This window comes from Specibacter cremeus (assembly GCF_003946885.1).
In the GTDB taxonomy this organism is placed as follows: Bacteria; Actinomycetota; Actinomycetes; order Actinomycetales; family Micrococcaceae; genus Specibacter; species Specibacter cremeus.
The window spans coordinates 57,119-81,801 of the sequence record NZ_RWKQ01000007.1; the positions used below are offsets into that span (position 1 = coordinate 57,119).

Annotated in this window: 28 protein-coding genes; 3 read left to right on the top strand and 25 right to left on the bottom strand. The window is 67.9% G+C overall.

What is annotated here, in order from left to right:
- Nucleotides 1-54: 54 nt before the first annotated feature.
- The 6 genes from EJC77_RS03995 to glmS all read right to left on the bottom strand — a co-directional run bounded on the left by EJC77_RS03995 (nt 55) and on the right by glmS (nt 8,517).
- The gene (locus EJC77_RS03995; protein WP_125610285.1) at nt 55-1,140 is read right to left on the bottom strand and encodes an inositol-3-phosphate synthase; all 1,086 of its coding nucleotides are present in this window, start codon (nt 1,138-1,140) and stop codon (nt 55-57) included.
- 141 nt (nt 1,141-1,281) lie between these two features.
- Entirely contained in the window at nt 1,282-2,319 is a 1,038-nt protein-coding gene (gene mgrA, locus EJC77_RS04000) for an L-glyceraldehyde 3-phosphate reductase (RefSeq protein ID WP_125610286.1), read from the bottom strand.
- A gap of 25 nt (nt 2,320-2,344) precedes the next feature.
- Nucleotides 2,345-4,462: a glycogen debranching protein GlgX gene (gene glgX, locus EJC77_RS04005; RefSeq protein ID WP_125610287.1), complete on the bottom strand. Its 2,118-nt coding sequence runs from the start codon at nt 4,460-4,462 to the stop codon at nt 2,345-2,347.
- A gap of 68 nt (nt 4,463-4,530) precedes the next feature.
- Nucleotides 4,531-6,108, bottom strand: a complete 1,578-nt coding sequence (locus EJC77_RS04010) for a bifunctional ADP-dependent NAD(P)H-hydrate dehydratase/NAD(P)H-hydrate epimerase (RefSeq protein ID WP_125610288.1) — start codon at nt 6,106-6,108, stop codon at nt 4,531-4,533.
- A 1-nt stretch (nt 6,109) separates the two neighbouring features.
- Complete coding sequence (locus EJC77_RS04015; RefSeq protein WP_125610289.1) at nt 6,110-6,457, bottom strand: holo-ACP synthase; 348 nt, start codon at nt 6,455-6,457, stop codon at nt 6,110-6,112.
- 152 nt (nt 6,458-6,609) lie between these two features.
- On the bottom strand, nt 6,610-8,517 hold the full coding sequence (glmS, locus tag EJC77_RS04020) for a glutamine--fructose-6-phosphate transaminase (isomerizing) (RefSeq protein WP_125610290.1): 1,908 nt from the start codon (nt 8,515-8,517) through the stop codon (nt 6,610-6,612).
- Between the two features lie 107 nt (nt 8,518-8,624).
- Here glmS and coaA point away from each other — a divergent pair, with 107 nt between their 5' ends.
- The gene (gene coaA / locus EJC77_RS04025; protein ID WP_205786838.1) at nt 8,625-9,593 is read left to right on the top strand and encodes a type I pantothenate kinase; all 969 of its coding nucleotides are present in this window, start codon (nt 8,625-8,627) and stop codon (nt 9,591-9,593) included.
- A gap of 24 nt (nt 9,594-9,617) precedes the next feature.
- Nucleotides 9,618-10,019 carry a large conductance mechanosensitive channel protein MscL gene (gene mscL, locus EJC77_RS04030; RefSeq protein ID WP_125610291.1) on the top strand — a complete coding sequence of 134 codons (402 nt, stop codon included), beginning with the start codon at nt 9,618-9,620 and terminating at the stop codon, nt 10,017-10,019.
- A gap of 85 nt (nt 10,020-10,104) precedes the next feature.
- Here mscL and glmM read toward each other — a convergent pair whose 3' ends face one another.
- A complete protein-coding gene (glmM, locus tag EJC77_RS04035) occupies nt 10,105-11,466 on the bottom strand; it encodes a phosphoglucosamine mutase (protein WP_125610292.1) in 1,362 nt (453 codons plus the stop codon).
- A gap of 264 nt (nt 11,467-11,730) precedes the next feature.
- On the opposite strand from glmM, the gene EJC77_RS04040 reads away from it, so the two are divergent.
- A complete protein-coding gene (locus tag EJC77_RS04040) occupies nt 11,731-12,366 on the top strand; it encodes a class I SAM-dependent methyltransferase (RefSeq protein ID WP_125610293.1) in 636 nt (211 codons plus the stop codon).
- Between the two features lie 109 nt (nt 12,367-12,475).
- Here the strand turns inward: EJC77_RS04040 and rpsI are convergent, their stop codons facing one another.
- The 18 genes from rpsI to rplF all read right to left on the bottom strand — a co-directional run bounded on the left by rpsI (nt 12,476) and on the right by rplF (nt 24,673).
- Complete coding sequence (gene rpsI, locus EJC77_RS04045) at nt 12,476-12,979, bottom strand: 30S ribosomal protein S9 (RefSeq protein ID WP_125610294.1); 504 nt, start codon at nt 12,977-12,979, stop codon at nt 12,476-12,478.
- Nucleotides 12,980-13,016: 37 nt separating this feature from the next.
- The gene (rplM, locus tag EJC77_RS04050; RefSeq protein WP_125610295.1) at nt 13,017-13,460 is read right to left on the bottom strand and encodes a 50S ribosomal protein L13; all 444 of its coding nucleotides are present in this window, start codon (nt 13,458-13,460) and stop codon (nt 13,017-13,019) included.
- A 229-nt stretch (nt 13,461-13,689) separates the two neighbouring features.
- Nucleotides 13,690-14,592 carry a tRNA pseudouridine synthase A gene (locus EJC77_RS04055; protein ID WP_125610296.1) on the bottom strand — a complete coding sequence of 301 codons (903 nt, stop codon included), beginning with the start codon at nt 14,590-14,592 and terminating at the stop codon, nt 13,690-13,692.
- A 99-nt stretch (nt 14,593-14,691) separates the two neighbouring features.
- The gene (gene rplQ, locus EJC77_RS04060; protein WP_125610297.1) at nt 14,692-15,270 is read right to left on the bottom strand and encodes a 50S ribosomal protein L17; all 579 of its coding nucleotides are present in this window, start codon (nt 15,268-15,270) and stop codon (nt 14,692-14,694) included.
- An 81-nt stretch (nt 15,271-15,351) separates the two neighbouring features.
- Nucleotides 15,352-16,362: a DNA-directed RNA polymerase subunit alpha gene (locus EJC77_RS04065; RefSeq protein WP_125610298.1), complete on the bottom strand. Its 1,011-nt coding sequence runs from the start codon at nt 16,360-16,362 to the stop codon at nt 15,352-15,354.
- Between the two features lie 153 nt (nt 16,363-16,515).
- The gene (gene rpsK / locus EJC77_RS04070) at nt 16,516-16,917 is read right to left on the bottom strand and encodes a 30S ribosomal protein S11 (RefSeq protein WP_125610299.1); all 402 of its coding nucleotides are present in this window, start codon (nt 16,915-16,917) and stop codon (nt 16,516-16,518) included.
- A gap of 44 nt (nt 16,918-16,961) precedes the next feature.
- Nucleotides 16,962-17,339, bottom strand: a complete 378-nt coding sequence (rpsM, locus tag EJC77_RS04075) for a 30S ribosomal protein S13 (RefSeq protein WP_125610300.1) — start codon at nt 17,337-17,339, stop codon at nt 16,962-16,964.
- A gap of 186 nt (nt 17,340-17,525) precedes the next feature.
- The gene (gene rpmJ / locus EJC77_RS04080) at nt 17,526-17,639 is read right to left on the bottom strand and encodes a 50S ribosomal protein L36 (protein ID WP_011775570.1); all 114 of its coding nucleotides are present in this window, start codon (nt 17,637-17,639) and stop codon (nt 17,526-17,528) included.
- A gap of 29 nt (nt 17,640-17,668) precedes the next feature.
- Complete coding sequence (infA, locus tag EJC77_RS04085; RefSeq protein ID WP_009358723.1) at nt 17,669-17,890, bottom strand: translation initiation factor IF-1; 222 nt, start codon at nt 17,888-17,890, stop codon at nt 17,669-17,671.
- A 275-nt stretch (nt 17,891-18,165) separates the two neighbouring features.
- Nucleotides 18,166-19,134 carry a P1 family peptidase gene (locus EJC77_RS04090; RefSeq protein ID WP_125610301.1) on the bottom strand — a complete coding sequence of 323 codons (969 nt, stop codon included), beginning with the start codon at nt 19,132-19,134 and terminating at the stop codon, nt 18,166-18,168.
- Between the two features lie 217 nt (nt 19,135-19,351).
- Nucleotides 19,352-20,188 carry a type I methionyl aminopeptidase gene (map, locus tag EJC77_RS04095; RefSeq protein ID WP_125610302.1) on the bottom strand — a complete coding sequence of 279 codons (837 nt, stop codon included), beginning with the start codon at nt 20,186-20,188 and terminating at the stop codon, nt 19,352-19,354.
- Nucleotides 20,189-20,257: 69 nt separating this feature from the next.
- Entirely contained in the window at nt 20,258-20,830 is a 573-nt protein-coding gene (locus tag EJC77_RS04100; protein WP_205786842.1) for an adenylate kinase, read from the bottom strand.
- A gap of 5 nt (nt 20,831-20,835) precedes the next feature.
- On the bottom strand, nt 20,836-22,161 hold the full coding sequence (gene secY, locus EJC77_RS04105; protein ID WP_125610304.1) for a preprotein translocase subunit SecY: 1,326 nt from the start codon (nt 22,159-22,161) through the stop codon (nt 20,836-20,838).
- 184 nt (nt 22,162-22,345) lie between these two features.
- Nucleotides 22,346-22,828 carry a 50S ribosomal protein L15 gene (gene rplO / locus EJC77_RS04110; RefSeq protein ID WP_125610305.1) on the bottom strand — a complete coding sequence of 161 codons (483 nt, stop codon included), beginning with the start codon at nt 22,826-22,828 and terminating at the stop codon, nt 22,346-22,348.
- A gap of 3 nt (nt 22,829-22,831) precedes the next feature.
- Nucleotides 22,832-23,044, bottom strand: coding sequence for a 50S ribosomal protein L30 (rpmD, locus tag EJC77_RS04115; RefSeq protein ID WP_125610306.1), 213 nt, complete (start codon nt 23,042-23,044; stop codon nt 22,832-22,834).
- Nucleotides 23,044-23,736, bottom strand: coding sequence for a 30S ribosomal protein S5 (gene rpsE / locus EJC77_RS04120; protein ID WP_205786840.1), 693 nt, complete (start codon nt 23,734-23,736; stop codon nt 23,044-23,046). Before rpsE ends, rpmD begins: the two co-directional genes overlap by 1 nt.
- A gap of 26 nt (nt 23,737-23,762) precedes the next feature.
- Nucleotides 23,763-24,134: a 50S ribosomal protein L18 gene (gene rplR / locus EJC77_RS04125; RefSeq protein WP_125610308.1), complete on the bottom strand. Its 372-nt coding sequence runs from the start codon at nt 24,132-24,134 to the stop codon at nt 23,763-23,765.
- Nucleotides 24,135-24,136: 2 nt separating this feature from the next.
- On the bottom strand, nt 24,137-24,673 hold the full coding sequence (gene rplF, locus EJC77_RS04130) for a 50S ribosomal protein L6 (protein WP_125610309.1): 537 nt from the start codon (nt 24,671-24,673) through the stop codon (nt 24,137-24,139).
- Nucleotides 24,674-24,683: the final 10 nt, after the last annotated feature.

Below are 24,683 nucleotides of genomic sequence, written 5' to 3' on the forward strand. Positions count from 1 at the left end.
CAAGCTCGACCACCGAATCGGTGATCGAGCCTGTCGAGATCGTTTTTTGCTTTGCTAGCGCTCCAGGTCGCCGCGGATGAAGGCCTCGACCTTTTCCTTGGCGATGTCGTCGTTGTACTGCTCCGGCGGGGACTTCATGAAGTAGCTGGAGGCGGACAGGATGGGGCCGCCGATGCCACGGTCCAGGGCGATCTTGGCGGCACGGATGGCGTCGATGATCACGCCGGCGGAGTTCGGCGAGTCCCAGACCTCCAGCTTGTACTCAAGCGAGACGGGGGCATCACCGAAGTTGCGGCCCTCCAGGCGCACGAACGCCCACTTGCGGTCGTCCAGCCAGGCCACGTAGTCGCTGGGGCCGATGTGCACGTCGTTGTCGGTCAGCGTCGCGGACGTGTTGGACGTGACGGCCTGGGTCTTGGAGATCTTTTTCGACTCGAGCCGGTCTCGCTCGAGCATGTTCTTGAAGTCCATGTTGCCGCCGACATTGAGCTGGTACGTGCGGTCCAGGATGACGCCGCGGTCCTCGAACAGCTTCGCCATGACGCGGTGCGTGATGGTGGCGCCGAGCTGGCTCTTGATGTCGTCGCCGACGATCGGGACGCCCGCGGCGGTGAACTTGTCGGCCCATTCCTTGGTGCCGGCGATGAAGACGGGCAGCGCGTTGACGAACGCGACGCCGGCGTCAATGGCGCACTGGGCGTAGAACTTGGCGGCCGCGTCGGAGCCGACCGGCAGGTAGCAGACCAGCACGTCGGCCCGGGTGTCCTTGAGCACGGCCACGACGTCGACCGGCTCGGCGTCGGATTCCAGGATGGTTTCGCGGTAGTACTTGCCCAGGCCGTCCAGGGTGTGCCCGCGCTGCACCGGCACGTCCAGGACCGGCACATCGGCGATCTTGATGGTGTTGTTCTCGCTGGCACCTATGGCGTCCGAGAGGTCGAGGCCGACCTTCTTGCTGTCGACGTCGAACGCGGCCACGAACGTCACGTCGTTGACGTGATACGGGCCGAACTCCACGTGCATCAGGCCCGGAACCTTCGTGGAAGGGTCGGCATTCTGGTAGTACTGGACACCCTGCACCAGCGATGATGCACAGTTACCGACGCCAACAATGGCAACCCGAATAGGATGACTGGACACGGAACTCCTTATTGAAATTGCAAAGGGTCCGGACTCCGGCAACGGTCACTGGTCCGGACCTGACGCCAACACGGCGCCTAAACCATAGTAGTCAACTGACGCCGATGCCGTTTTATTCCGGCCCGTTGTGGCACGGTCGCGCTATTTCTGCGCCCACCGGTTGATGTCGGACTCCACGGCGTACCGGTCAATGCCGGCCAGTTCCTCGGCGCTGAACGCCAGGTTGTCCACGGCGGCCAGGTTGTTCTCCAGCTGGGCCACGCTGGAGGCGCCGACCAGCGCGGATGTCACCGGGGTGCCCTTCGACTGCTCGCGCAGCACCCAGGCGATGGCCATCTGGGCCAGGGACTGGCCGCGTCCTGCGGCAATGTCGTTGAGCGCCCGCACCCGGGCCATCTTGTCGTCGGTCAGGTCGCTGCCGTGCAGGAAGCGTTCCTTGGCGGCGCGCGAATCGGCCGGCACGCCGCCCAGGTACCTGTCGGTCAGCATGCCCTGCGCGAGCGGGGAGAACGCGATCGCCCCGGCCCCGACCTGCTCCAGCGCCTGGTACAGGTTGGGCTCCCCATTCTCCGTCCACCGGTTCAGCATGGAGTACGACGGCTGGTGGATGAGCAGTGGCGTGCTCAGCTCCTTCAGGATGCGCGCGGCCTCCAACGTCTGCTCCGGCGTGTACGAGGAGATGCCGGCGTACAGTGCCTTCCCGGAGCGCACGGCCGTGTCGAGGGCGCCCATGGTCTCCTCCAGCGGCGTCTCCGGGTCCGGCCGGTGGCTGTAGAAGATGTCCACGTAGTCCAGGCCCAGGCGCTCCAGCGAGGCGTCCAGGCTGGCCAGCAGGTACTTTCGGGAGCCCCACTCGCCGTACGGGCCCGGCCACATGTAGTAGCCGGCCTTCGTGGAGATCACGAGTTCGTCGCGGTATGGGGCGAAGTCATCCGCCAGGTGCCGGCCGAAGTTCGTCTCGGCGCCGCCGTCCGGCGGGCCGTAGTTGTTGGCCAGGTCGAAGTGCGTGACGCCCAGGTCGAACGCGCGGCGCAGGATGGCCCGCTGCGTCTCGAACGACTTGTCGTCGCCGAAGTTGTGCCACAGTCCCAGCGATACGGCCGGCAGTTTCAGCCCGCTGCGCCCGACCCGGCGGTACGGCATGGATTCGTAGCGGTTTTCCGCGGCAACATAGGTCATGGGCCCATCCTGCCATCCGCCGGCATCAAATCCGAGCGCGCAGCACCATGGCCGATTTCGCCCGGGCGGCCACGGTGGCCCCGGCACCCCGGGGCGGGGCCGCGGGGACGGTGGCGGACGGATCGTCGGCCGTGTTGACGACCTGCTCCCACGCCGGCGCATAGCCCGCGTCGGGGAGCGTGAAGTCCACGTCGTTGTCGGCGGCGTTGAACAACAGCAGGAAGCAGTCGTCAACCACCGGCCGGCCGTGTTCGTCCGGGTCGCGGATGCCGCCGCCGTTGAGGAACACGCCGATGCTGCGGTCAAGGGCGTTGTCCCAGTCGTCCACCGTCATGGCCGCGGCGTCCGGGCGCAGCCACACAATGTCCGGCAGTGCGCCGTCCGCCCCGCGTTCGGCGGGACGGCCGTCGAAGAAGCGGCGGCGGCGGAACACCGGATGGTCGGTGCGGAGCCGCCCCAGCAGGGCGGTGAAGCCGATCAGGCCATGGTCCGCCTTGTCCCAATTGATCCAGGTCAGCGGCGAATCCTGGCAGTAGGCGTTGTTGTTGCCGTCCTGGGTCCGTCCCAGCTCGTCCCCGTGCAGCAGCATGGGCACGCCCTGGGCCAGCAGCAGCGTCACCAGGAAGTTGCGTTGCTGGCGGGCGCGCAGCGCCGTGATGGCCGGATCGCCACTGGGCCCCTCCACGCCGTGGTTGCACGAGCGGTTGTCGTCCGTGCCGTCCCTGTTGTCCTCGCCGTTGCCGAGGTTGTGCTTGTCGTTGTAGCTGACCAGGTCCGCCAGTGTGAAGCCGTCGTGCGCGGTGACGAAGTTGATGGATGCCATGGGTCGGCGGCCGGAGTGCTCGTAGAGGTCGGAGGAGCCCGTCAGGCGTGAGGCGAACTCGCCCAGCGTGGCCGGCTCGCCGCGCCAAAAGTCCCGGACGGTGTCGCGGAACTGGCCGTTCCATTCGCTCCACAGCGCCGGGAAGTTGCCCACCTGGTAGCCGCCCGGGCCGATGTCCCAGGGCTCGGCGATCAGCTTGACCCGGGAAATGACGGGATCCTGCTGCACCAGGTCAAAGAACGACGACAGTTTGTCGACGTCGTAGAACTCGCGGGCCAGGGTGGCCGCCAGGTCGAAGCGGAACCCGTCCACGTGCATCTCGGTCACCCAGTACCGCAACGAGTCCATCAGGAGTTGCAGCGGCTGTGGTTGGCGGACGTTCAGCGAGTTCCCGGTGCCCGTGTAGTCGACGTAGTACTGACGGTCGTCGTCCTGCAGGCGGTAGTAGGCGTCATTGTCGATGCCGCGGAAGGACAGCGCGGGCCCCAGCTGGTTGCCCTCGGCCGTGTGGTTGTACACGACGTCCAGGATGACTTCCAGCCCCGCCGCGTGCAGGTCCCGGACCATCTCCTTGAACTCGCGCACCTGCTCCCCCGGATCCCGGGTGGCGGCGTACTCGTTGTGCGGGGCGAAGAAGCCGATGGAGTTGTAGCCCCAGTAGTTCCGCAGCCCTTTCGAGAGCAGTGCGTCGTCCTGCACGAACTGATGCACCGGCATCAGCTCGATCGCCGTGATCCCCAGCGACTTCACGTGGCTCACCACGGCCGGGTGGGCCACCGCGGCGAAGGTGCCGCGCTGGTGCTCGGGGACGTCGGGGTGCAGCGCCGTGAGCCCCAAGACGTGCGCCTCATAGACGACCGTGCGGTGGTAGGGGATGCCGGGCGCCGCATCCCCGGCCCAGTCGAACGCCTCGTCGACCACCACGGAACGGAACACGTGCGCCGCGGAGTCGTCGTCGTTGCGCGCCAGCGGGTCGCCGAATTCATACGAGAACACGGGCTGGCCCCAGTCGACGGCGCCGGTGACGGCCAGGGCGTAGGGGTCGAGCAGCAGTTTGTGCGCGTTGAACCGCAGTCCGTTGGCCGGGTCCCACGGGCCGTCCACCCGGTAGCCGTAGTGCTGGCCGGGGCCGACGCCGGGCAGGTACCCGTGCCACACGCATCCGTCCACCTCGGTCAGCCCGACCCGGGTTTCGGTCCCCGCCGCGTCGAACAGGCAGAGCTGGACGGCCTGCGCGCCGTCGCTGAACAAAGCGAAGTTGGTGCCGCCGTCGTCGGCATGCGCACCCAACGGGTACGCTTTCCCGGGCCAGATTTCCACTGCGGCTCCCTCGTTGTCATGACATCCTGTGGTGAAATGCGCGTTGTGGCATGGCCCGGGCGGCGGCGCTAGGGACCGGTGCCGCCCCGCCTCACGATACCGGCCCACACGTCCGGGATGCGGGCGGCCAGTTGCCCGGCGTTCAGCGGCGCGTCGGGGCCCACGCGGCCCAGCCGGCCGTGCAGGGCGGCGCCGACGGCCGCCGCCAACGCCCACCTGTCGGCGGCGGCGACGCCGGGCAGCCCCCAGCCCTCCCGCTCGGCGACCATGGCCAGCAGCGCGGCCAGGATGCCGGCGAGCGTGTCGCCGCTGCCGGCCGTCGCCAGCGACGGCGTGCCGTCGCCCTGCGCGAACACGGTGCCGGTGGGTGAAGCCACCAGCGTCACGGGCCCCTTCAGCAGGACGGTGGCGCCGGTGAGCTGCACGGCGCGCCGGGCGGCGGCCAGTGTGGCGCGTTCGACGTCGGCCCGGCGCGTGGGCTGGCCCAGTCGCGTCAGCAGCGCCGCCAGTTCCCCGGCGTGCGGGGTGAGGACCAGGTGCGGGCGCGGTGCGTCGGCTCGCCCGAGCAGGTCCAGGGCGGCCGCGTCGATGACGGCGGGCAGGCCGGCGTCGATGACGTCCCGGGCGCGCCGCTGCTGGGTGGCGTCCCCGTCGATGCCGGGGCCGGCCAGCCAGGCCTGCACGTGGTGGCCTGCGACGGGCAGGTCCGCGCACACGGCCTCGGGGTTGCGGGCCTGGATGAGTGCCGCGACGGGACCGGGTCCCAGGTACCGGACCATGCCCGGGCCGCAGGCCGAGGCGGCGGCCACGGCCAACAGCGCGGCGCCGGGGTATTGCGCCGAGCCGGCCACGATCCCGGCCACGCCGCGCGCGTACTTGTGGTCGGCGGCCGCCGGCCGCGGCAGCAGGGCGGCCAGGTCCGCAGGCGTCAACCGGAGCACGTCCGGGTCGCCGAGGTGCGTGCCGATGCCGAGGTCGATGGTGGTCACGGCGCCGGCGGCCAGCGCGCCGGGCGCCACGAACAGCCCGGTCTTGGCCGCGCCGAAGGTGACGGTCCGGTCCGCGGGCAGCACGGGTTCGTGGACCTCGCCGGTGCCGGCGTCGACCCCGCTGGGCAGGTCGCAGGCGACGACGGACGGAACCGGGCGGCCGGCCCGGTGGCGGTCGCGCAGCAGGCCGGCCATGGACCGCAGCACCGTCGCGGCCGGCTCCCGTGCGGCACCGGTGCTGCCGGTGCCCAGGATGCCGTCGATGACGACGTCGGCGCGGGCCGCCTCGTTGACGAATGCGTCCACGGGTCCGGGGTCGGCAGCGCCGGTGGCAAGCTCCACGACCCGGCCGCCGGCGGCCCGGAAGGCGGCCAGCGCATCGGGGTGGGTGCGCGCGCTGGTGAGCACCGCCGTCGTCCGGGCCCCCAGCCGCGCCAGGCCGGCGGCCGCGTACAGCGCGTCGCCGCCGTTGTTGCCGGCGCCGGCGAGGACCAGCACGCGGGAGCCGTAGACCGGGGCGCCACGCTCGCGCAGCACGCGCACGACGGCGGTGCGCAGGCCGTGCGCGGCGGTGTGCATGAGCGCGGGGCCGGCCCCCGCATCGAGCAGCGGCTGCTCGGCGGCGCGCACGGCGGCGCCGGTGTGGGCGCGCAGCACGCTACCCCTCCGCGATCACCGTGGCCGTGGCGATGCCGCCGTCGTGGCTCATCGACAGGTGCCAGCGTTTGATGCCCTTGGCCTGGGCGACACCGGCGACGGTGTCCTTGACCTGGACCGTGGGTCCGTGCTCGTCCAGCCCGATCCAGCAGTCCTGCCAGTTCATGCCGGCCGGCGCCCCGAGGGCCTTGGCCACCGATTCCTTCGCCGCGAACCGCGCCGCGAGGGAACGCAGGTTCAGGCTGCGCTCGGCCGGCACGAACAACCTGTCGCGCAGGCCGGGGGTCCGCTCCAGCTGGCGGCCGAATCGCTCCACGTCCACCACGTCCACGCCAATGCCGATAATCATGGTCCCAAGCCTAGCGGCCGCGGGGCCCCGGGCGTGGGCCCACGGCGGCAAGGGCCCCGCCGCGAGGGCCCACGGCCCCGAGGGACCCGGAGCGAGCTTGCGAGCTCTGGGAGNAAGCGAGGTTGGGGAGGACGCTAGGCGCTAGCGGGCGACTACTCGACGGTGACGGACTTGGCCAGGTTGCGCGGCTGGTCGACGTCGTAGCCCTTGGCCGTGGCCAATTCGCAGGCGAACAATTGCAGCGGCACAGTGGTCAGCAAGGGGGCCAGCAGGACCGACGTCTCCGGGATGTAGAACACGTGCTCGGCGTAGGCGGCCACGGAGTCGTCGCCCTCCTCGGCGATCACGATGGTGTTGGCGCCGCGGGCACGCACTTCCTGGATGTTGGAGACGACCTTGGCGTGCAGCGAGTCGCGGCCGCGCGGGGACGGCACCACGACGAAGACGGGCTGGCCCTCCTCGATCAGCGCGATGGGCCCGTGCTTGAGCTCGCCGGCCGCGAACCCTTCCGCGTGGATGTAGGCCAGTTCCTTGAGTTTGAGGGCGCCCTCCATGGCGACCGGGTAGCCGACGTGCCGGCCCAGGAACAGCACGGAGCGGGTGTCGGCCATCGCGCGGGCCAGCTCCTTGATCTGCCCGGAATTCTCCAGGATCCGGGCGATCTTGGCCGGCGTCTTGGCCAGGTCGGCCAGGATGTCCTTGATCTGGCCCTGGAACAGGTTTCCGCGCAACTGTGCCAAATACAGTCCCAGCAGGTAGGCGGCGGTGATCTGCGCCAGGAACGCCTTGGTGGAGGCGACGGCGATCTCCGGACCGGCATGCGTGTACAGCACGGCGTCGGATTCGCGCGGGATGGTCGAGCCGTTGGTGTTGCAGATGGACACGGTCTTGGCGCCCTGCTCACGGGCGTAGCGCACGGCCATCAGCGTGTCCATGGTCTCGCCGGACTGCGAGATGGACACGATGAGGGTCTGCTCGTCGACGATCGGGTCACGGTAGCGGAACTCGTGGCTGAGCTCGACCTCGGTGGGGATCCGGCACCAGTGCTCGATCGCATACTTGGCGACCTGTCCGGCGTAGGCGGACGTGCCGCAGGCCAGCACGATGATCTTGTTGACGCTCTTGAGCAGTTCGGGGTCGATCCGCAATTCGTCCAGGGTCAGCCGGCCGCGGCTGTCCGAGCGGCCCAGCAGGGTCTGCGCGACGGCCTCGGGCTGGTCGTTGATCTCCTTCTCCATGAAGGACGGGTAGCCGCCCTTCTCCGCCGCGGCGGCGTCCCAGTCAACGGTGTATTCGCGGCCCTCGGCGGGTGCGCCGTGGAAGTCGGTGACCTCGACGGTCTCCGGGGTGATGGTGACGATCTGGTCCTGGTCCAGTTCCAGCGCCCGGCGGGTGTAGTCGATGAAGCCGGACACGTCGGAGCCGAGGAAGTTCTCGTGCTCGCCGAGTCCGACGACGAGCGGCGAGTTGCGCCGCGCGGCGACGACGACGCCGGGCTGGTCGGCGTGCGTGGCCAGCAGCGTGAAGGCGCCCTCGAGGCGCCGGCTGGCCAGTTGCATGGCCTTCGACAACGGCTGCGCTTCGGTTCCGGCGTCGGCCTCGACGATGGCGCGGTAGATGTCGCCGAGCAGCACGGCGGCGACCTCGGTGTCCGTGTCGGAGAGGAACGTGTGGCCCTTGGACGCCAGTTCGGCCTTCAGCGTGGCGAAGTTCTCGATGATGCCGTTGTGGATGACGGCCAGGCGCCCGTCGTCGGCCAGGTGCGGGTGCGCGTTCGCATCGGTCGGGCCGCCGTGCGTGGCCCAGCGCGTGTGGCCGATGCCCGTCAGCGAATCCGGCAGTGGCCGGGCCTCAATCTCCGCGACCAGATTGGCCAGCTTGCCGGACTTCTTGCGGAATTCGATGGCCCCGTCGGCGACAATCGCGACCCCCGCGGAGTCGTAGCCGCGGTACTCGAGGCGCCGCAGGCCCTCCAGCAAGACGTCGAGTGCCTGGTGATCGCCCGCCACGTTCGTTCCGGTCGCCGATGCCCTGCCCACGTAACCCACAATTCCACACATGAAAACACATCATATCGGCTACGTCTACGATAGGACATCCTACCTTCGATCGCCGGGTGGGACGGTTCCATTTCACAGCCGCCACCGAACAAGGCAGAATCTCTTAGGTGACCTCGCAACGAACCTGGCCCGGCAATGGCGACGGGACCTCCCCGTTCGTGGAATTGGACCGGCAGACCTGGTCCCGCCTGGCGGACGCCATGGAGGAACCCCTCAACGAGGATGACGTCCAGCGCATCCGCGGACTCGGTGACCAACTCAACATCCAGGAGATCCGCGACGTCTACCTGCCGCTCTCGCGACTGCTGAACCTGTATGTCGCGGCGGCCGGCCAGCTGCACAGCGCCACCACCACGTTCCTGGGTGAACGCGGCCGCCGCACCCCGTTCGTGATCGGCGTGGCCGGGTCCGTCGCCGTCGGGAAATCGACGACGGCGCGCGTCCTGCGCGAGATGCTGCGGCGCTGGCCCGACACCCCGAACGTGGAACTCGTGACCACCGACGGGTTCCTGTACCCGAACGCCGAGCTGGCACGCCGCGGGTTGATGGAGCGCAAGGGTTTCCCGGAATCGTACAACCGCCGGGCGTTGCTGCGTTTCGTCAGCGCCGTCAAGAGCGGCGCCGACGAGGTGCACGCCCCCATGTACTCGCACCTGACCTACGACATCCTGCCCGACGCCGAGGTGGTGGTCCGCCGGCCCGATGTGCTGATCGTCGAGGGCCTGAACGTGCTGGCCGCGGCGCGGCCGCGGCTGGATGGCCGCTCCGGCCTGGCCGTGAGCGACTTCTTCGATTTTTCCGTCTACGTCGACGCCAAGACGAAACACATCGAACGGTGGTACGTGGAGCGTTTCCAGTCGCTGCGCAGCCGCGCGTTCAGCAACCCGGAGTCGTATTTCCGCCGCTACGCGGACCTGTCCGACGCCGAGGCCGTGGAGACGGCCACGCGGATCTGGAAGAGCATCAATGAACCGAACCTGCTGGAGAACGTGCTGCCGACACGCGGGCGGGCCCAGCTGGTGCTGACGAAGGACGCCGACCATTCGATCCGGCGCATGCTGTTGCGCAAGGTGTGACGGCGCCTGCGGTAGCTTGTAACCATGCTCAAGGGATTCAGAGATTTCATCATGAAGGGCAACGTCGTCGATCTTGCCGTGGCGGTTGTCATTGGCGCGGCGTTTGGCGGTGTGGTTGACGCCCTCGTCAAGCACGTGCTCATGCCGCTGATCGCGGCCCTCTTCCGCTCACCCAACTTCGACAGCTTCGCCCGTATCACCATCAACGGCAACGACGTGCAGTTCGGCGTGCTGCTGACCGCCATCGTGAACTTCCTGCTCATCGCGTCGGCCATCTATTTCGTCATCGTGCTCCCCATGAACGCCATGATCGCCCACCGCAACGCGAAGCTGGGCATCAAGGACGAAGAGCCTGCGGTCGAGCCACACATCGAGTTGCTCACCGAAATTCGTGACGCGCTCCAAAACAAGGCCCACCAGAACTGATCCAGCCGACCATCGCAACGGCCACCCCGTCCGACTGGTTCGCCAGTCGGACGGGGTGGCCGTTTTTGCGTGGATCGCCCCTGCCCTACTGCGCGTGTTGCTCCAGGGACAACCGGCCCCGGACAACCTCGACCAGCTCATTGCAGACCCGTTCCGCAGTGGCCATGTCGGCGGCCTCGACCATGACGCGCACCAGCGGTTCCGTGCCCGACGGGCGCAGCAGGATCCTGCCCGTCTCCCCCAGCTCGGCCTCCGCCTTGGCCACGGCCGTCTTGACGCCGGAGTCGATGGCCGCACGCGACTTGTCGACGCCCTTGACGTTGATCATGACCTGCGGGAGCTTGCTCATGGTGGCGGCCAGCTCCTTCAACGACTTGCCCGTGCTGGCGACCTGCGCGGCCAGCTGCAGGCCGGTGAGCACGCCATCGCCCGTGGTGGCGTATTCGGAAAAGATCACGTGCCCGGACTGCTCGCCGCCGAGGCTGTAGCCGCCGCGGCCCATCTCCTCGAGCACGTACCTGTCGCCGACCGCCGTCTCCCGGGTGGTGATCCCGGCGTCCCGCAGGGCGATCTTGAGGCCGAGGTTGCTCATGACGGTGGCCACGAGGACATTGTCCTTCAGCTGCCCGGAATCGCGCAGCGCCAATGCCAGGACGGCCATGATCTGGTCGCCGTCGACGACGGACCCCTCATGGTCCACGGCCAGGCACCGGTCGGCGTCACCGTCGTGCGCGATGCCCAGGTCGGCGCCCTCGGCGCGGACGGTGGCCTGGAGCTTCTCGAGATGGGTGGAGCCCACGCCGTCGTTGATATTGAGCCCGTCGGGGTCGGCGCCGATGACGAGGACCTGGGCGCCGGCATCGGTGAAGACCTGCGGCGAACAGCCGCTCGCTGCCCCGTGCGCACAGTCGAGCACGATCTTCAACCCGTCCAGGCGGTTCGGCAGCGTGGAGAGCAGGTGGACGATGTAGCGGTCCTCGGCGTCGGCGAACCGGGTGATGCGGCCGACATCGATGCCCACGGGCCGGAAGGCGTCATGGGCCAGTTGCTGCTCGATCGCGTCCTCGACGTCGTCGGGCAGCTTCCGGCCGCCGCGGGCGAAGAACTTGATGCCGTTGTCGGGGGCGGGGTTGTGCGAGGCGGAGATCATGACGCCGAAGTCGGCGCCCAGGTCGGCGATCAGGAACGCGGCCGCGGGCGTGGGCAGCACGCCGGCGTTGTACACGTCGACGCCGGCACTCGCCAGCCCGGCCTCGACGGCCGCACTGATGAATTCGCCGCTGGCGCGCGGGTCGCGGGCCAGCACGGCCCGGGGGCGCTTGCCCTCGCTCATCTGGTCGTGGCCGAGCACAACCGCGGCCGCCTGGGCCAGCGACAACGCCAGCTCGGCGGTCAGGAGACCGTTGGCCAGTCCGCGGACACCGTCTGTTCCAAATAATCTAGACATCCGTCCCATTCTAGGTCATGGGCTTCTGGGTCATGGGCCCGGCCGGGTCCGGCACCGCTGAAGCACGCCAGGCACGCCAGGCACGCCAGGCACGCCACGGAACGCCCCTGGGTGGGCCCACGCGCCCGAGGGCCCCGACGCGAGGGCCCACGGCCCCGAGGGACCCGGAGCGAGCTTGCGAGCTCTGGGAGGGGCCGGGGACTTGCGAGCGTTGGGAGGGCGTGGGGACTAGGATCGGACAATACGTCCGTCCGGGAGGTTGCCATGCGCCAACCCAGCAACGAAGACATCGCGACCACCTTCAACAGGATCGCCGCCGGCTACGACCGGCCGATGGGCTTGTTCGAACGCCATGTGGCCGTGGGGGCCCGGGTCTGGGCCGTGTCAAAGGCCCGGGGGGCCGTGATCGAGATAGGCGTCGGAACGGGTCTCAACCTGCCCCTTTACGGGCTCGGGGTGCAACACGTGACCGGGGTGGACCTCGCCGACGGCATGCTCGCCATTGCCAGCAAACGTTTGGCGGATGCGGGCGTCGGCAGGGTTGAGCTGCGCCGGGGCGACGCGCAGGCCCTGGACCTGCCCTCGGAAAGCGCGGACACCGTCGTCTCCACCTTCACGTTCTGCACCATCCCCGACCCGCACGCCGCCAGCCGGGAGGCATACCGTGTCCTGCGCCCAGGCGGCCTCTTCGTCCTGGCCGAACACGGGACCTCCACCCGCGCCGTGGGCCGCGCCGTCTTGCGGGCCCTCGAACCATTGAGCATCCGTTTCGGGGCCGACCACCTGACCCGCGATCCCGTGCCTTACCTGACGGGGGCCGGCTTCCGCGTGACCGAAGTCCACCGGGGCGGGCCGGGCGGTGTCATCTTCCGGATACTGGCCCGCAAGGACGACGCGTAAGGGGATGCGCCGCATTGGGGCAGTCCCCTGGACGGGCCGCGGCGCGCAGGTGGATGAGGACACAGAAAGGCCGGCCGCGAATGCGACCGGCCTTTCGGGTAGCGCGAATTTAGCGCTTGGAGTACTGCGAGGCCTTGCGGGCCTTCTTCAGACCGGCCTTCTTGCGCTCGATGACGCGGGCGTCACGGGTCAGGAAGCCGGCCTTCTTCAGGGTCGGACGGTTGTTCTCGACGTCGATCTCGTTCAGGGAACGGGCAACGCCCAGACGCAGCGCACCGGCCTGGCCGGACGGGCCGCCGCCGTGGATGCGGGCGATGACGTCGTAGGCGCCCGTAAGTTCGAGGATGCGGAACGGGTCGTTGACTTCCTGCTGGTGCAGCTTGTTCGGGAAGTAATCGGACAGCTCACGGCCGTTGACGATCCACTTGCCGGTGCCGGGGATGACGCGAACGCGCGCGATGGCCTGCTTGCGGCGACCGACGGCAGCGCCGGACACGGTCAGCGGCGGGCGCTCCTTCGCGGGGGCGGCGGCGACGCCGGGGGTGCTCTCGCTGGTGTAGCTGGTGAGGACCTCGTCCTCGGCCACGGTGTTCAGCTCTTCGTTCTGAGCCACGTTTCTCCTTGTGTGTTTATTTAGGTGGTGGCCAGGACTACTGGGCGACCTGGGTGATTTCGAACGTTGCGGGCTGCTGGGCGGCGTGCGGGTGCTCGGCGCCGCGGTACACCTTGAGCTTGCCCATCTGCTGGGCGGCCAGGGAGTTTTTCGGCAGCATGCCCTTGATGGCCTTCTCCACTGCGCGAACCGGGTTTTTCTCCAACAGTTCGGCGTAGGTGACGCTCTTCAGGCCACCCGGGTAACCGGAGTGGCGGTAGGCGCGCTTCTGCTCGAGCTTGGCGCCGGTGAGGGCGACCTTCTCGGCGTTGATGATGATGACGAAATCGCCCATGTCCATGTGGGGCGCAAAGGTCGGCTTGTGCTTTCCGCGCAGCAGTGTTGCGGTCTGGCTGGCAAGACGACCCAGGACAACGTCGGTGGCGTCAATGACGTGCCACTGGCGATCGATGTCGCCGGGCTTCGGGGTGTACGTACGCACGGTTTTTGCCTTCGTTTCTTGTTCTTAGGGGGTGCCGCACGAGAAACGGCACCTGCTATCGATGCGTTTACCGGAACAGAGGTGAGGGCTCCAACACCAGTCATCCTGACACTTCCCAATGACACCCCACCGGATTGGCGGCCCTGCAACCGGGCCTCCAGCGGGCGTGCTGTATCGAGATAGGACACGCACAACGACTACCCACGATACCGTTAATGCGGCCGGAGGGTCAAAGCGGGCGGTGGTGCCCCGTGTCACGACGAGCCCGGGTCAGCTCGGCACGGGCCAGCAGCTGCACGGCGGGCGGGTAGTGCACCTCCTCGAGCACGAGCGCGTGCGGTGACGCGAGCACCGACTTGGCATCGCGTTCCCCCACGAGCAGGCGCTCATGCATCCAGCCGGGTTCCTCCAGTCCCTGCCCCACCCGCAAGGCGGCACCGGTCAGGGCCCGCACCATGTTGTGGCAAAACGCATCCGCCTGGACGGTGGCGACAATGACGCCGTCCTCCAACGTGTCGAACCGGAACTGTTGCAGTTCGCGGACGGTCGTGGACCCGTCGCGCGGCTTGCAGTACGCCCGGAAGTCCTGCAGCCCCAGCAGCGGCCGCGCGGCCTGGTTCATGAGCCCGACGTCGAGCCTGTGCTTGTGCCACAGCGTCATGCTCCTGGTCAGCGGGTCGCGGGGCACGGCGGCGTCGGCGATCCGGTAGCTGTACCGGCGCCACAATGCGGAGAACCGGGCATCGAAGCCGTCCGGCGCCTCGCACGCCGCGGTGACGGCGATCGCTCCATGGTCGTCGCCGAGCAGCCGTCCCAGCGCACCGCCAAGGCGACGCACCAGCGATTCGGCGGGAACGACGTCGTGCCCCCGCCTGACGCCGTCCCATTCGGCGCGCGTGACGTCGAGGTGGGCCACCTGGCCGCGCGCGTGGACGCCGGCGTCGGTGCGGCCGGCGACCGTGAGGCGCACCGACCGGCGGAAGATCAGTTCGAGGGCCTGCTCCAGCGAGCCCTGGACGGTGGGCAGGCCGGGCTGGATCCCCCAGCCATTGAAACGGGACCCGTCGTAGGAGATGTCAAGGCGTACTCTGAGGTTGTCGGCCGGTGCGGTGGGGATGGCAGGGGCGGGCATGGCCCCAATTCTACCGACCCACCCGGCACGGAGGATGCAACGAACCCGCCACCTGTCGTCGGTGGCGGGTTCGTTGGCGAGTGCTGGCCGTACAGGCGGTCAGGCCTTTTCGCCGTCCTCGGCTGCTTCGTCGGCGGCTGCTTCGTCGGCCACCGTCTCTGCGGCGGCTTCCTCGCCGGTTTCCTCGGCGACGGCTTCCTCAGCGGCAACCTCGGCGACGGCTTCCTCAGCGGCAGCTTCCTCGACAGCGGCTTCCTCGACCAAGGCGGCAGCAGCGGCGGCGGTGACGGCTTCCTTCACGACGGCCTGCTTCGGGCTGACGGGCTCCAGCACCAGTTCGATGACGGCCATGGGGGCGTTGTCGCCCTTGCGGTTGCCGATCTTCGTGATGCGGGTGTAGCCGCCTTCGCGGTTTTCCATGGCTGCGGCGATGTCGGTGAACAGCTCGTGGACGATGCCCTTGTCGCTGATCAGGCCGTACACGCGGCGGCGCGAGGCGAGGTCGCCGCGCTTGGCGAACGTGATCAGGCGCTCCGCGTACGGGCGCAGGCGCTTGGCCTTGGTCACGGTCGTGGTGATCCGCTTGTGCTCGAACAGGGACGCCGACAGGTTGGCGAGCATCAGGCGCTCGTGAGCCGGACCGCCTCCGAGGCGCGGGCCCTTTGTGGGGGTAGGCATAGTAGTTTCTCCTCAAGTGCCGGCCCAACGGTCCAGCCCGGTTTCCCGCGCCGGCCAATGGGCCAAAATACGTTTGTGTGCTTAGAGCTCGTCGTCGCTGTAGGCGTCGTCGTTCTCGTCGATGGCTGCGGCGCGGGCTGCAAGGTCGAAGCCTGGAGGGGAATCCTTCAGGGACAGACCGAGTTCAACCAGCTTTGCCTTTACCTCGTCGATGGACTTCGCGCCGAAGTTGCGGATGTCCATCAGGTCAGCCTCGGAGCGAGCAACGAGTTCACCCACGCTGTGGATGCCCTCACGCTTGAGGCAGTTGTAGGAACGGACCGTCAGGTCCAGGTCCTCGATCGGCAGGGCCATGTCGGCGGCGAGGGCGGCGTCCGTCGGGGACGGGCCGATCTCGATGCCTTCGGCCGCGGTGTTCAGTTCGCGGGCCAGGCCGAACAGTTCAACCAGTGTCGTGCCGGCGGAGGCAATGGCATCCCGGGGGGAGATGGCCGGCTTGGTCTCCACATCGACAATGAGCTTGTCGAAGTCGGTGCGCTGCTCGACACGGGTGGCCTCCACGCGGAAGGTCACCTTCAGGACCGGCGAGTAGATGGAGTCGACCGGGATGCGGCCAATCTCCGAATCGACGGACTTGTTCTGCGCAGCGGACACGTAGCCGCGGCCGCGCTCGATGGTCAGCTCGAGTTCGAACTTGCCCTTCGAGTTCAGCGTGGCGATGTGCAGGTCGGGGTTGTGGAATTCCACCCCGGCCGGCGGGGCGATGTCAGCGGCCGTGACGACGCCGGGGCCCTGCTTGCGCAGGTAGGCGACGACGGGCTCGTCGTGCTCGGAGGACACCGACAGCTGCTTGATGTTCAGGATGATCTCGGTGACATCCTCCTTCACACCGGGAACCGTGGTGAACTCATGCAGCACGCCATCGATCCGGATGCTGGTGACAGCGGCGCCGGGGATGGAGGACAGCAGGGTCCGACGGAGGGAGTTTCCCAGGGTGTAGCCGAAGCCGGGCTCGAGCGGTTCGATGACGAACCGGGAGCGGTTTTCGGCGACTACTTCTTCAGAGAGGGTAGGGCGCTGTGCAATGAGCACTTGGTTTTCCTTTCAGCGAGCATCCGCTATATGACGCAACACAGGTGGTGGAAATTTCGGTCAGCGATGTTAACGCCGGTGAAGTTGGCCCTCGCCGGGAGGGAACGTGTGTTCGTTCCTTCCGGCAAGGGCCAACTTCGCGACGGCAAATCGTTAGACGCGACGGCGCTTGGGCGGACGGCAGCCATTGTGCGCGCTGGGCGTGACATCCTGGATGGAGCCAACTTCCAGGCCGGCGGCCTGCAGCGAACGGATGGCCGTTTCACGTCCGGAACCCGGACCCTTCACGAAAACGTCGACCTTGCGCAGGCCATGCTCCTGGGCGCGCTTCGCAGCGGCCTCGGCGGCCATCTGGGCGGCGTACGGAGTCGACTTGCGCGAGCCCTTGAAGCCAACCTCGCCGGCCGAGGCCCACGAGATGACGGCACCGGTCGGGTCCGTGATGGACACGATGGTGTTGTTGAAGGTGCTCTTGATGTGCGCTTGGCCGAGCGCGATATTCTTTTTGTCCTTGCGACGCGGCTTGCGAACCGCTCCACGAGTCTTCGGGGGCATTATTTCTCCTACAGAAAGTTATTGGGGTGGCGGCAGCGCTATGGTCAGCGGCCGGCCTTCTTCTTGCCGGCGACGGTACGCTTCGGACCCTTGCGGGTGCGTGCGTTGGTCTTCGTGCGCTGGCCGTGCACGGGCATGCCACGACGGTGGCGGATACCCTGGTAGCTGCCGATCTCAACCTTGCGGCGAATGTCGGCGGCCACCTCGCGGCGAAGGTCACCCTCAACCTTGTAGTTGCCTTCGATGTAGTCACGCAGCTGAACGAGTTCAGCGTCGGACAGGTCCTTGACCCGGACATCGGGGGAAATGCCCGTGTCGGCCAGGACCTGCTTTGCACGGGTCTTGCCCACGCCGTAGATGTAAGTGAGCGCTACTTCCAGCCGCTTTTCGCGGGGAAGGTCTACGCCAGCGAGACGTGCCATATTCGGCTTCTCCTTGGTTCAATTCGGAGGTCCTAGGCAGTACACCCGCACATGATCGTGCGGCCCCGGCCTCCGACCGGGGGTCCGCTGGACGGACACGCGAATCGCTTCGCCGTCGACCAGCTTGTGCTGCCTTTATTTACTTGCGTGAGCAGTTGCCCGGCGTGGCCCTCGGAAAGAAGGGTTTCAGCCCTGGCGCTGCTTGTGGCGCGGGTTCTCGCAGATCACCATGACCCGCCCGTTACGGCGGATCACCTTGCACTTGTCGCAGATCTGCTTGACGCTCGGCTTGACCTTCATGGTGTTCCTTTGCGTGCTTGCAGTTGTGGTTACTTGTAGCGGTAGACGATACGACCACGGGTAAGGTCGTACGGGCTCAGCTCCACCACGACCCGGTCCTCGGGGAGGATCCGGATATAGTGCTGGCGCATTTTCCCTGAGATATGGGCAAGAACGATGTGCTTGTTGGTCAGCTCAACACGAAACATCGCGTTGGGCAGCGCCTCGGTCACAACGCCCTCGATCTCAATGACCCCGTCTTTCTTGGCCATATCCTCCGCTTTACTTTGCTTCAGCCGGCCCCGCATATCCCCGGCGGGGCGGCGAAGATCGGCTACGATTTACTACTGATTCGCTTGCCTACCGCACCGCCGGCGACCCCCGCGCCGGACACGGCCCGGCACCGGCGGCCGGCTCCAGGGGACCTGGGCGCAGACAACCAACAACCAACTCTACGCCATTGCCGGGCCAAAGTTAAATCACCGCGGCCCGTCCGGGCGTCGCCACGGCCGGATATCGTGCGGCAGCGCCGCCCCGGAACCGTTCCCTACCCGGCACCCGGATACGGTTCCCACCGGCCCGCCGGAGTCGCGACCGCGCCCGCGTGCGCGATCGCGTCGATGATGGCCAGCCGCACCGCCTCGGCCGCCGCGGACTGCAATTCGATGAGTGCGGCCACCGGCATGGCGGGGTCCCGCACCAGGCCCCGCTCCCCCGTGGCGAGCGTGAAGATCGTGTCCCCGTCCGCGAGCGTGTGCACCGGGTCCAGGGCCCGCGCCATGCCGGCGTGGGCCGCCGTCGAGGTTCGTTTCGCCTCCGCCGGTGTCAACGTCGCATTGGTGGCTACGACGGCGAGCGTCGTGTTCAGCACCTGCCCTGCCCCGGCGCCGGGCGGCGCCGTGCGGGGCCACGGCGCGCCGGCGGCGTTGACCACGGCCAGCGCTCCCACGACCGTGCCCGTGTTCGCTCCACGCAGCGGCACGCAGGAGGTTCCCACGCCGCCCTTGAACGAGGCCGCCGCGATGAGCGCACCGGTGCCGGCGCCGACGTTGCCGCGGTCGACGGCGGCGCCCGCGGGCGCGCTGCCGGCCGCCCGGGCGGCGTCGTAGCCCATCTGGGCCGTGGGCCGGGCGGTGAAGTCACCGCCCCGACCCAGGTCGAAGATCGCGGCGGCCGGCACGATGGGGACGACGCCGCCGGGCACGGGAAAGCCGCGCCCGGCTTCCTCACACCAGGCCTGTGCTCCCCCGGCGGCCGCCAGCCCGTAGGCGCTGCCGCCGGTGAGGACGACCGCGTCGACCGTGGGGACGAGCGTGGTGGGGTCGAGGGCATCGGTCTCGTGCGTGCCCGGGCCGCCGCCGCGCACGTCGACGGCTCCGACGGTGCCGGGCGGCGGCAGGACGACGGTGACGCCTGTCAGCCAGCCGTCCCCGGTGCGCTGGACCTGGCCCACCCGCACGCCGGGGACATCGGTGATCTTGCCCGTGGGGACGACCGGGCCCGCTGCGTCGCTCATGCCCCCATTCTGCTGTGCGCCGGGCCGGTGGTCGAGCTTGCCGAGACCCCGGTGGTCGAGCTTGCCGAGACCCCGGTGGTCGAGCTTGTCGAGACCCCGGTGGTCGAGCTTGTCGAGACCCCGGTGGTCGAGCTTGTCGAGACCCCGGNGTCACCTGATTTCGACAGGCTCAATCACCGGATTTCGACAGGCTCAATCACCGAAAGGACAGGCGCAATCACGAAAGGGGCACTGGCACGACGCCGAGCGGGGCCAGCCGGGATGCGCCGCCGTCGGGCGCGGTGAGCACCCAGATGCCGCCGTCGTGCACCGCCACCGAGTGTTCCCAGTGGGCTGCCCGGGCGCCGTCGGCCGTGACCACCGTCCAATCGTCCTCAAGGGTGATCGTGTCGAGCCCGCCGCGCACCAGCATGGGCTCGATGGCCAGGCACAGGCCCGCCTTGAGCTTGGGGCCGCGGTGCTTGGAACGGTAGTTCAACACGTCGGGGGCCATGTGCATGGCCGTGCCGATGCCGTGACCGACGTAGTCCTCCAGGATGCCCAGCCGCTTGCCGGGCCGGGCATCGACGTAGTCCTCGATGCCGTCGCCGATGTCGCCGACGTACTTGCCGCGGGCCATGGCGGCGATGCCGCGCCACATGGCTTCCTCCGTGACGTCGGAGAGCCGGCGGTCCTCGGGGTCCTCCGCCGATGGGCCGCCGACGATGACGGTGCGGGCGGAGTCGGAATGCCATCCGTCGATGATGGCGCCGCCGTCGATCGAGAGCACGTCGCCGGCCGCCAGCCTCCGCGGCCCGGGGATGCCGTGGACGACCTCCTCGTTGACGGAGGTGCAGATGGTGCCCGGGTAGCCGTGGTAGCCGAGGAAGTTCGAGGTCGCCCCCGCCTTGGCCAGCAGCTCCGCGAACAGGGCGTCCAGTTCGCCCGTGGTGACGCCGGGCGACGCGGCGGCGACCACCGCTTTCAGCGCCTCATCCAGGATCAGCCCGGACTGGTGCATGACGGCCATCTGGGCCTTGCTCTTGTATTCGATCCGCGGCGCTCCGAAGGCCATGGCGTTTCCCTTCCAAATGCCAGGGCTCCTCCCCCGTCACGCGGGGAAGGAGCCCTGGGCTTCAATGGCTTACAGGGCCTTGGGCCCTTCCTTGATGGCTCGCATGACGCGGTCGGTGACCGCGTCGATGTCACCGATGCCGTCGACGTCGACGACCATGTTGCGTTCGGCGTAGCGGCCGACGACGGCGGATGTCTGCTCGTGGTAGAGCGCCAGCCGGTGCCGGATGACTTCCTCGTTGTCGTCGCTGCGGCCCGTTTCAACGGCGCGGCCGTGCAGGCGCTGCACCAGTTCCTCGTCGTCCGCGGTGAGCTGGAGGACGACGTCGAGCTTCTCGTGGGTCTCGGCCAGGATGGCGTCGAGTTCGTCGACCTGCGCCGTGGTGCGCGGGTACCCGTCGAGCAGGAACCCGGTGGCGACGTCGGCCTCGGCCAGGCGGTCGCGCACCATGCGGTTGGTGACGCTGTCCGGGACGAAGTCGCCGGCGTCCATGTACTTCTTGGCCTCGACACCGAGTGGGGTTTCGCCCTTGACGTTGGCGCGGAAGATGTCCCCCGTGGAGATCGCGACGACGCCGAGCCGCTCCGAAATCCGTTCCGCCTGTGTGCCCTTGCCGGACCCGGGAGGCCCAATGATCAGCATTCTCGTCATCGCAATAACCCTTCATAGTGACGCTGTTGCAGCTGTGCATCGATCTGCTTGACCGTCTCCAGCCCGACACCGACGACAATCAACAGCGACGTGCCGCCGAACGGGAAGTTCTGGTTCGCCTGGATCAGCACCAGGGCGATCAGCGGGATCAGCGCTACCAACCCGAGGTAGAACGATCCCGGCAGAGTGATGCGGGAAATGACGTACTGCAGGTAGTCCGCGGTGGGCTTGCCTGCGCGGATCCCTGGAATGAATCCGCCGTACTTCTTCATATTGTCAGAGACTTCCTCCGGGTTGAAAGTGATCGCGACATAGAAGAACGTGAAGAAGACCACAAGCAGGAAGTACAGCAACATGTACAGCGGGTGGTCGCCACGGGTCAGGTAGGTGGTGATCCACGTGACCCAGCCCGGCGGCGTGCTGCCGTTGCGGGGCGTGGAGAACTGGGCCACCAGAGCCGGCAGGTACAGCATCGAGGAGGCGAAGATGACGGGGATGACGCCGGCCATGTTGACCTTGATCGGGATGTACGTGCTGGTGCCGCCCATGGTGCGCCGGCCGATCATGCGCTTGGCGTACTGGACCGGGATGCGGCGCTGGGACTGCTCGACGAAGACCACCAGGGCCAGCACCACCAGGCCGATGAGCAGCACCGTCAGGAACACGCCCCAGCCCTTCGTCTTCAGGATGGCGCCGAGGGAGGTGGGGAACTGGGCCGCGATGGCGGTGAAGATCAGCAGGGACATGCCGTTGCCGACGCCCTTCTCGGTGACGAGCTCGCCCATCCACATGATCAGGCCGGACCCGGCCGTCAGCGTGATGATGATCAGCAGCGTGGTGATCAGCGAGTCGTTGGGAATCAGTGGCGTGGCCGATCCGGCGGCGCCGCAGCCGGCGAAAAGCTGCCCGGAGCGGGCCAGCGTCACCAGCGTGGTGGCGTTGAGCAGGCCGAGGGCGATCGTCAGGTACCGGGTGTACTGGGTGAGCTTCCCCTGCCCCTGCTGGCCCTCCTCATGGAGTTGCTGGAACCGGGGGATCACGACGCGCAGCAACTGGATGATGATGCTGGAGGTGATGTAGGGCATGATGCCCAGCGCGAAGATGGATACCTGCAACAGCGCGCCACCGCTGAACAGGTTCACCAGCTGGTAGATCCCCTGGTTCGAGTTGGCGACGTTCAGGCACTGTTGGACGTTTCGGTAATCAACGCCCGGTGAGGGGATGAAGGCGCCCAGACGGAAGATGGCAATGATTCCCAGCGTGAACAACAACTTGCGTCGCAGATCAGGCGTGCGAAAGGCGCGGCCGAATGCTGAAAGCAAGCGTCCTCCTGGTGTGTAGTGGCAGCGTGCGGCTCCGCCAGCGGGAGCCCAAGGAAAAAGTCTAGTGGAACGGGCCGGTCACGGACGAAACCGGGGACACCGAAAGCGAAAAGACTCCTGGTGGATGGCACACAGGTCCATCCACCAAGAGTCTAGTCGCTAGGCGTACGCATGTACGTGTGCCCTAGAGAGCGGTGGTGCTTCCGCCGGCGGCCGCAATCTTCTCCGTGGCGCTGGTGGAGAAGGCGTGCGCGGCGACCTCGACCTTGACGGTGATGTCTCCGGTGCCCAGCACCTTCACGGGCTGGTTCTTGCGAACGGCGCCCTTCTCAACCAGGGACTCGACGGTGACAACGCCACCCTCGGGGTAGAGCTCGTTCAGCTTGTCCAGGTTCACGACCTGGAATTCGACGCGGAACGGGTTCTTGAAGCCGCGCAGTTTCGGCAGGCGCATGTGCAGCGGCAGCTGGCCGCCGGCGAAGCCGGCCTTGACCTGGTACCGGGCCTTCGTGCCCTTCGTGCCGCGACCTGCGGTCTTGCCCTTTGAACCCTCACCACGGCCAACACGGGTCTTGGCCGTCTTGGCACCCGGTGCGGGGCGCAGGTGGTGGACCTTCAGGGCGTGCTGCTTTTGCGCAGTCTCCTCGGTCTTCTTCTCGGTTGCCACTTCTTACTTCGCCTCCTCAACCTTGACCAGGTGCGGAACCGTGTTGATCATGCCAACGGTCGCGGGGTCAGCCGTGCGGACAACGGTGTGTCCGATGCGCTTGAGCCCGAGCGAACGAAGCGTGTCCCGCTGGTTCTGCTTGCCGCCGATGACGGACCTGGTCTGGGTGATAGCCAGCTTCTTATCGGAAGGCTGGATGTTCTTCGGTGTGGTCATTACGCACCTGCCTTCTGCTGCTGCATGCCGCGCAGCAGCACGGCCGGGGCGACCTCGTCCAGCGGCAGGCCGCGGCGAGCCGCGACAGCCTTGGGGTCTTCCAGGCGCTTGAGTGCGTCAACGGTCGCGTGGACGATGTTGATCGCGTTGGACGAACCGAGCGACTTGGAGAGCACATCGTGCACGCCAACACACTCGAGCACGGCACGCACCGGGCCACCGGCGATAACACCGGTACCGGCCGCCGCCGGACGCAGCAGGACAACGCCTGCGGCGGCCTCGCCCTGGACACGGTGCGGGACCGTCTTGCCGACCAGCGGAACGCGGAAGAAGGACTTCTTGGCCTCCTCCACGCCCTTGGCGATGGCCGCGGGAACTTCCTTGGCCTTGCCGTAGCCGACGCCGACCAGGCCGTTGCCGTCACCGACGACGACGAGGGCGGTGAAGCTGAAGCGACGGCCACCCTTGACGACCTTGGCGACACGGTTGATGGTCACCACGCGCTCGACGAACTGGTTCTTCTCGGCGTCGCGGGCGTTGTCGCGGCCCCGGCCGCCGTCACGCCCGCCACGGCCGCGGCCGCCGCGCTCGCCACGGCCGCCTTCGCCACGGCCGCCGCGGCGATCCGTGGTCTCTGCCGCGGCAGCATCGTTGGTGGCGACCGCTACGTCAGCTGCAGTTGCTTCCGACACAGTGTTCTCCTTGTTAGTGTTCTCGCTCACAGTGCCAACCCGCCTTCGCGGGCGCCATCGGCAACGGCTGCGACACGGCCGTGGTAGCGGTTGCCGCCACGGTCGAAGACGACGGCCTCGATGCCGGCGGCCTTGGCGCGCTCGGCGACGAGCTCGCCGACGCGCTTGGCCTTGGCGGTCTTGTCACCGTCGAACGAACGCAGATCCGCCTCGAGGGTGGACGCCGAGGCGAGGGTCAGGCCCTGGCTGTCGTCGATGACCTGGACGAACACGTGCCGCGAGGAGCGGTTGACGACCAGGCGCGGGCGAACAGCCGAACCCGTGATGCGCTTGCGCACACGCAGGTGGCGACGGCCGCGTGCCGCGGCCTTGGACTTGCCTTTTACGGACAGTGCCATGATTACTTACCAGCCTTTCCGACCTTGCGGCGGATGATTTCGCCGGCGTAACGCACGCCCTTGCCCTTGTAGGGGTCGGTCTTGCGCAGCTTGCGGATGTTGGCAGCAACCTCGCCCACCTGCTGCTTGTCGATACCCGAGACGGCGAGCTTGGTGGGGCCCTCCACTGTCAGGGTGATGCCAACCGGTGCCTTGACGAGCACCGGGTGGCTGAAGCCGAGCGCGAACTCGAGGTCGCTGCCCTTGGCCTGGACACGGTAACCGGTGCCGACGATTTCCAGCTTCTTCTCGTAGCCCTGGGTGACGCCAACGATCAGGTTGGAGATCAGGGTACGGGTGAGGCCGTGCAGCGAGCGGGACTCGCGCTCATCGTTCGGGCGGCTGACGGTGATGGTGCCGTCTTCCAGGGCCACGGCGATCGGGTTCGGCACGGTGTGCTCCAGGGCGCCCTTGGGACCCTTCACGGAGACGACGCCGCCGTCGATCTTGACCTCGACACCGGCGGGCACGGAAATGGGGAGACGTCCAATACGTGACATTATTCTTTCC

Excerpts from the sequence above, each read along its gene's own strand:
- mgrA (WP_125610286.1), bottom strand. The coding sequence starts at position 2,319 with ATGACCTATGTTGCCGCGGAAAACCGCTACGAATCCATGCCGTACCGC.
- EJC77_RS04015 (WP_125610289.1), bottom strand. The coding sequence starts at position 6,457 with ATGATTATCGGCATTGGCGTGGACGTGGTGGACGTGGAGCGATTCGGC.
- glmS (WP_125610290.1), bottom strand. The coding sequence starts at position 8,517 with ATGTGTGGAATTGTGGGTTACGTGGGCAGGGCATCGGCGACCGGAACG.
- mscL (WP_125610291.1), top strand. The coding sequence starts at position 9,618 with ATGCTCAAGGGATTCAGAGATTTCATCATGAAGGGCAACGTCGTCGAT.
- glmM (WP_125610292.1), bottom strand. The coding sequence starts at position 11,466 with ATGTCTAGATTATTTGGAACAGACGGTGTCCGCGGACTGGCCAACGGT.
- EJC77_RS04040 (WP_125610293.1), top strand. The coding sequence starts at position 11,731 with ATGCGCCAACCCAGCAACGAAGACATCGCGACCACCTTCAACAGGATC.
- EJC77_RS04055 (WP_125610296.1), bottom strand. The coding sequence starts at position 14,592 with ATGCCCGCCCCTGCCATCCCCACCGCACCGGCCGACAACCTCAGAGTA.
- rplQ (WP_125610297.1), bottom strand. The coding sequence starts at position 15,270 with ATGCCTACCCCCACAAAGGGCCCGCGCCTCGGAGGCGGTCCGGCTCAC.
- rpsK (WP_125610299.1), bottom strand. The coding sequence starts at position 16,917 with ATGCCCCCGAAGACTCGTGGAGCGGTTCGCAAGCCGCGTCGCAAGGAC.
- rpsM (WP_125610300.1), bottom strand. The coding sequence starts at position 17,339 with ATGGCACGTCTCGCTGGCGTAGACCTTCCCCGCGAAAAGCGGCTGGAA.
- rpmJ (WP_011775570.1), bottom strand. The coding sequence starts at position 17,639 with ATGAAGGTCAAGCCGAGCGTCAAGCAGATCTGCGACAAGTGCAAGGTG.
- infA (WP_009358723.1), bottom strand. The coding sequence starts at position 17,890 with ATGGCCAAGAAAGACGGGGTCATTGAGATCGAGGGCGTTGTGACCGAG.
- EJC77_RS04090 (WP_125610301.1), bottom strand. The coding sequence starts at position 19,134 with ATGAGCGACGCAGCGGGCCCGGTCGTCCCCACGGGCAAGATCACCGAT.
- map (WP_125610302.1), bottom strand. The coding sequence starts at position 20,188 with ATGGCCTTCGGAGCGCCGCGGATCGAATACAAGAGCAAGGCCCAGATG.
- EJC77_RS04100 (WP_205786842.1), bottom strand. The coding sequence starts at position 20,830 with ATGCTGATCATTGGGCCTCCCGGGTCCGGCAAGGGCACACAGGCGGAA.
- rpmD (WP_125610306.1), bottom strand. The coding sequence starts at position 23,044 with ATGACCACACCGAAGAACATCCAGCCTTCCGATAAGAAGCTGGCTATC.
- rplR (WP_125610308.1), bottom strand. The coding sequence starts at position 24,134 with ATGGCACTGTCCGTAAAAGGCAAGTCCAAGGCCGCGGCACGCGGCCGT.
- rplF (WP_125610309.1), bottom strand. The coding sequence starts at position 24,673 with ATGTCACGTATTGGACGTCTCCCCATTTCCGTGCCCGCCGGTGTCGAG.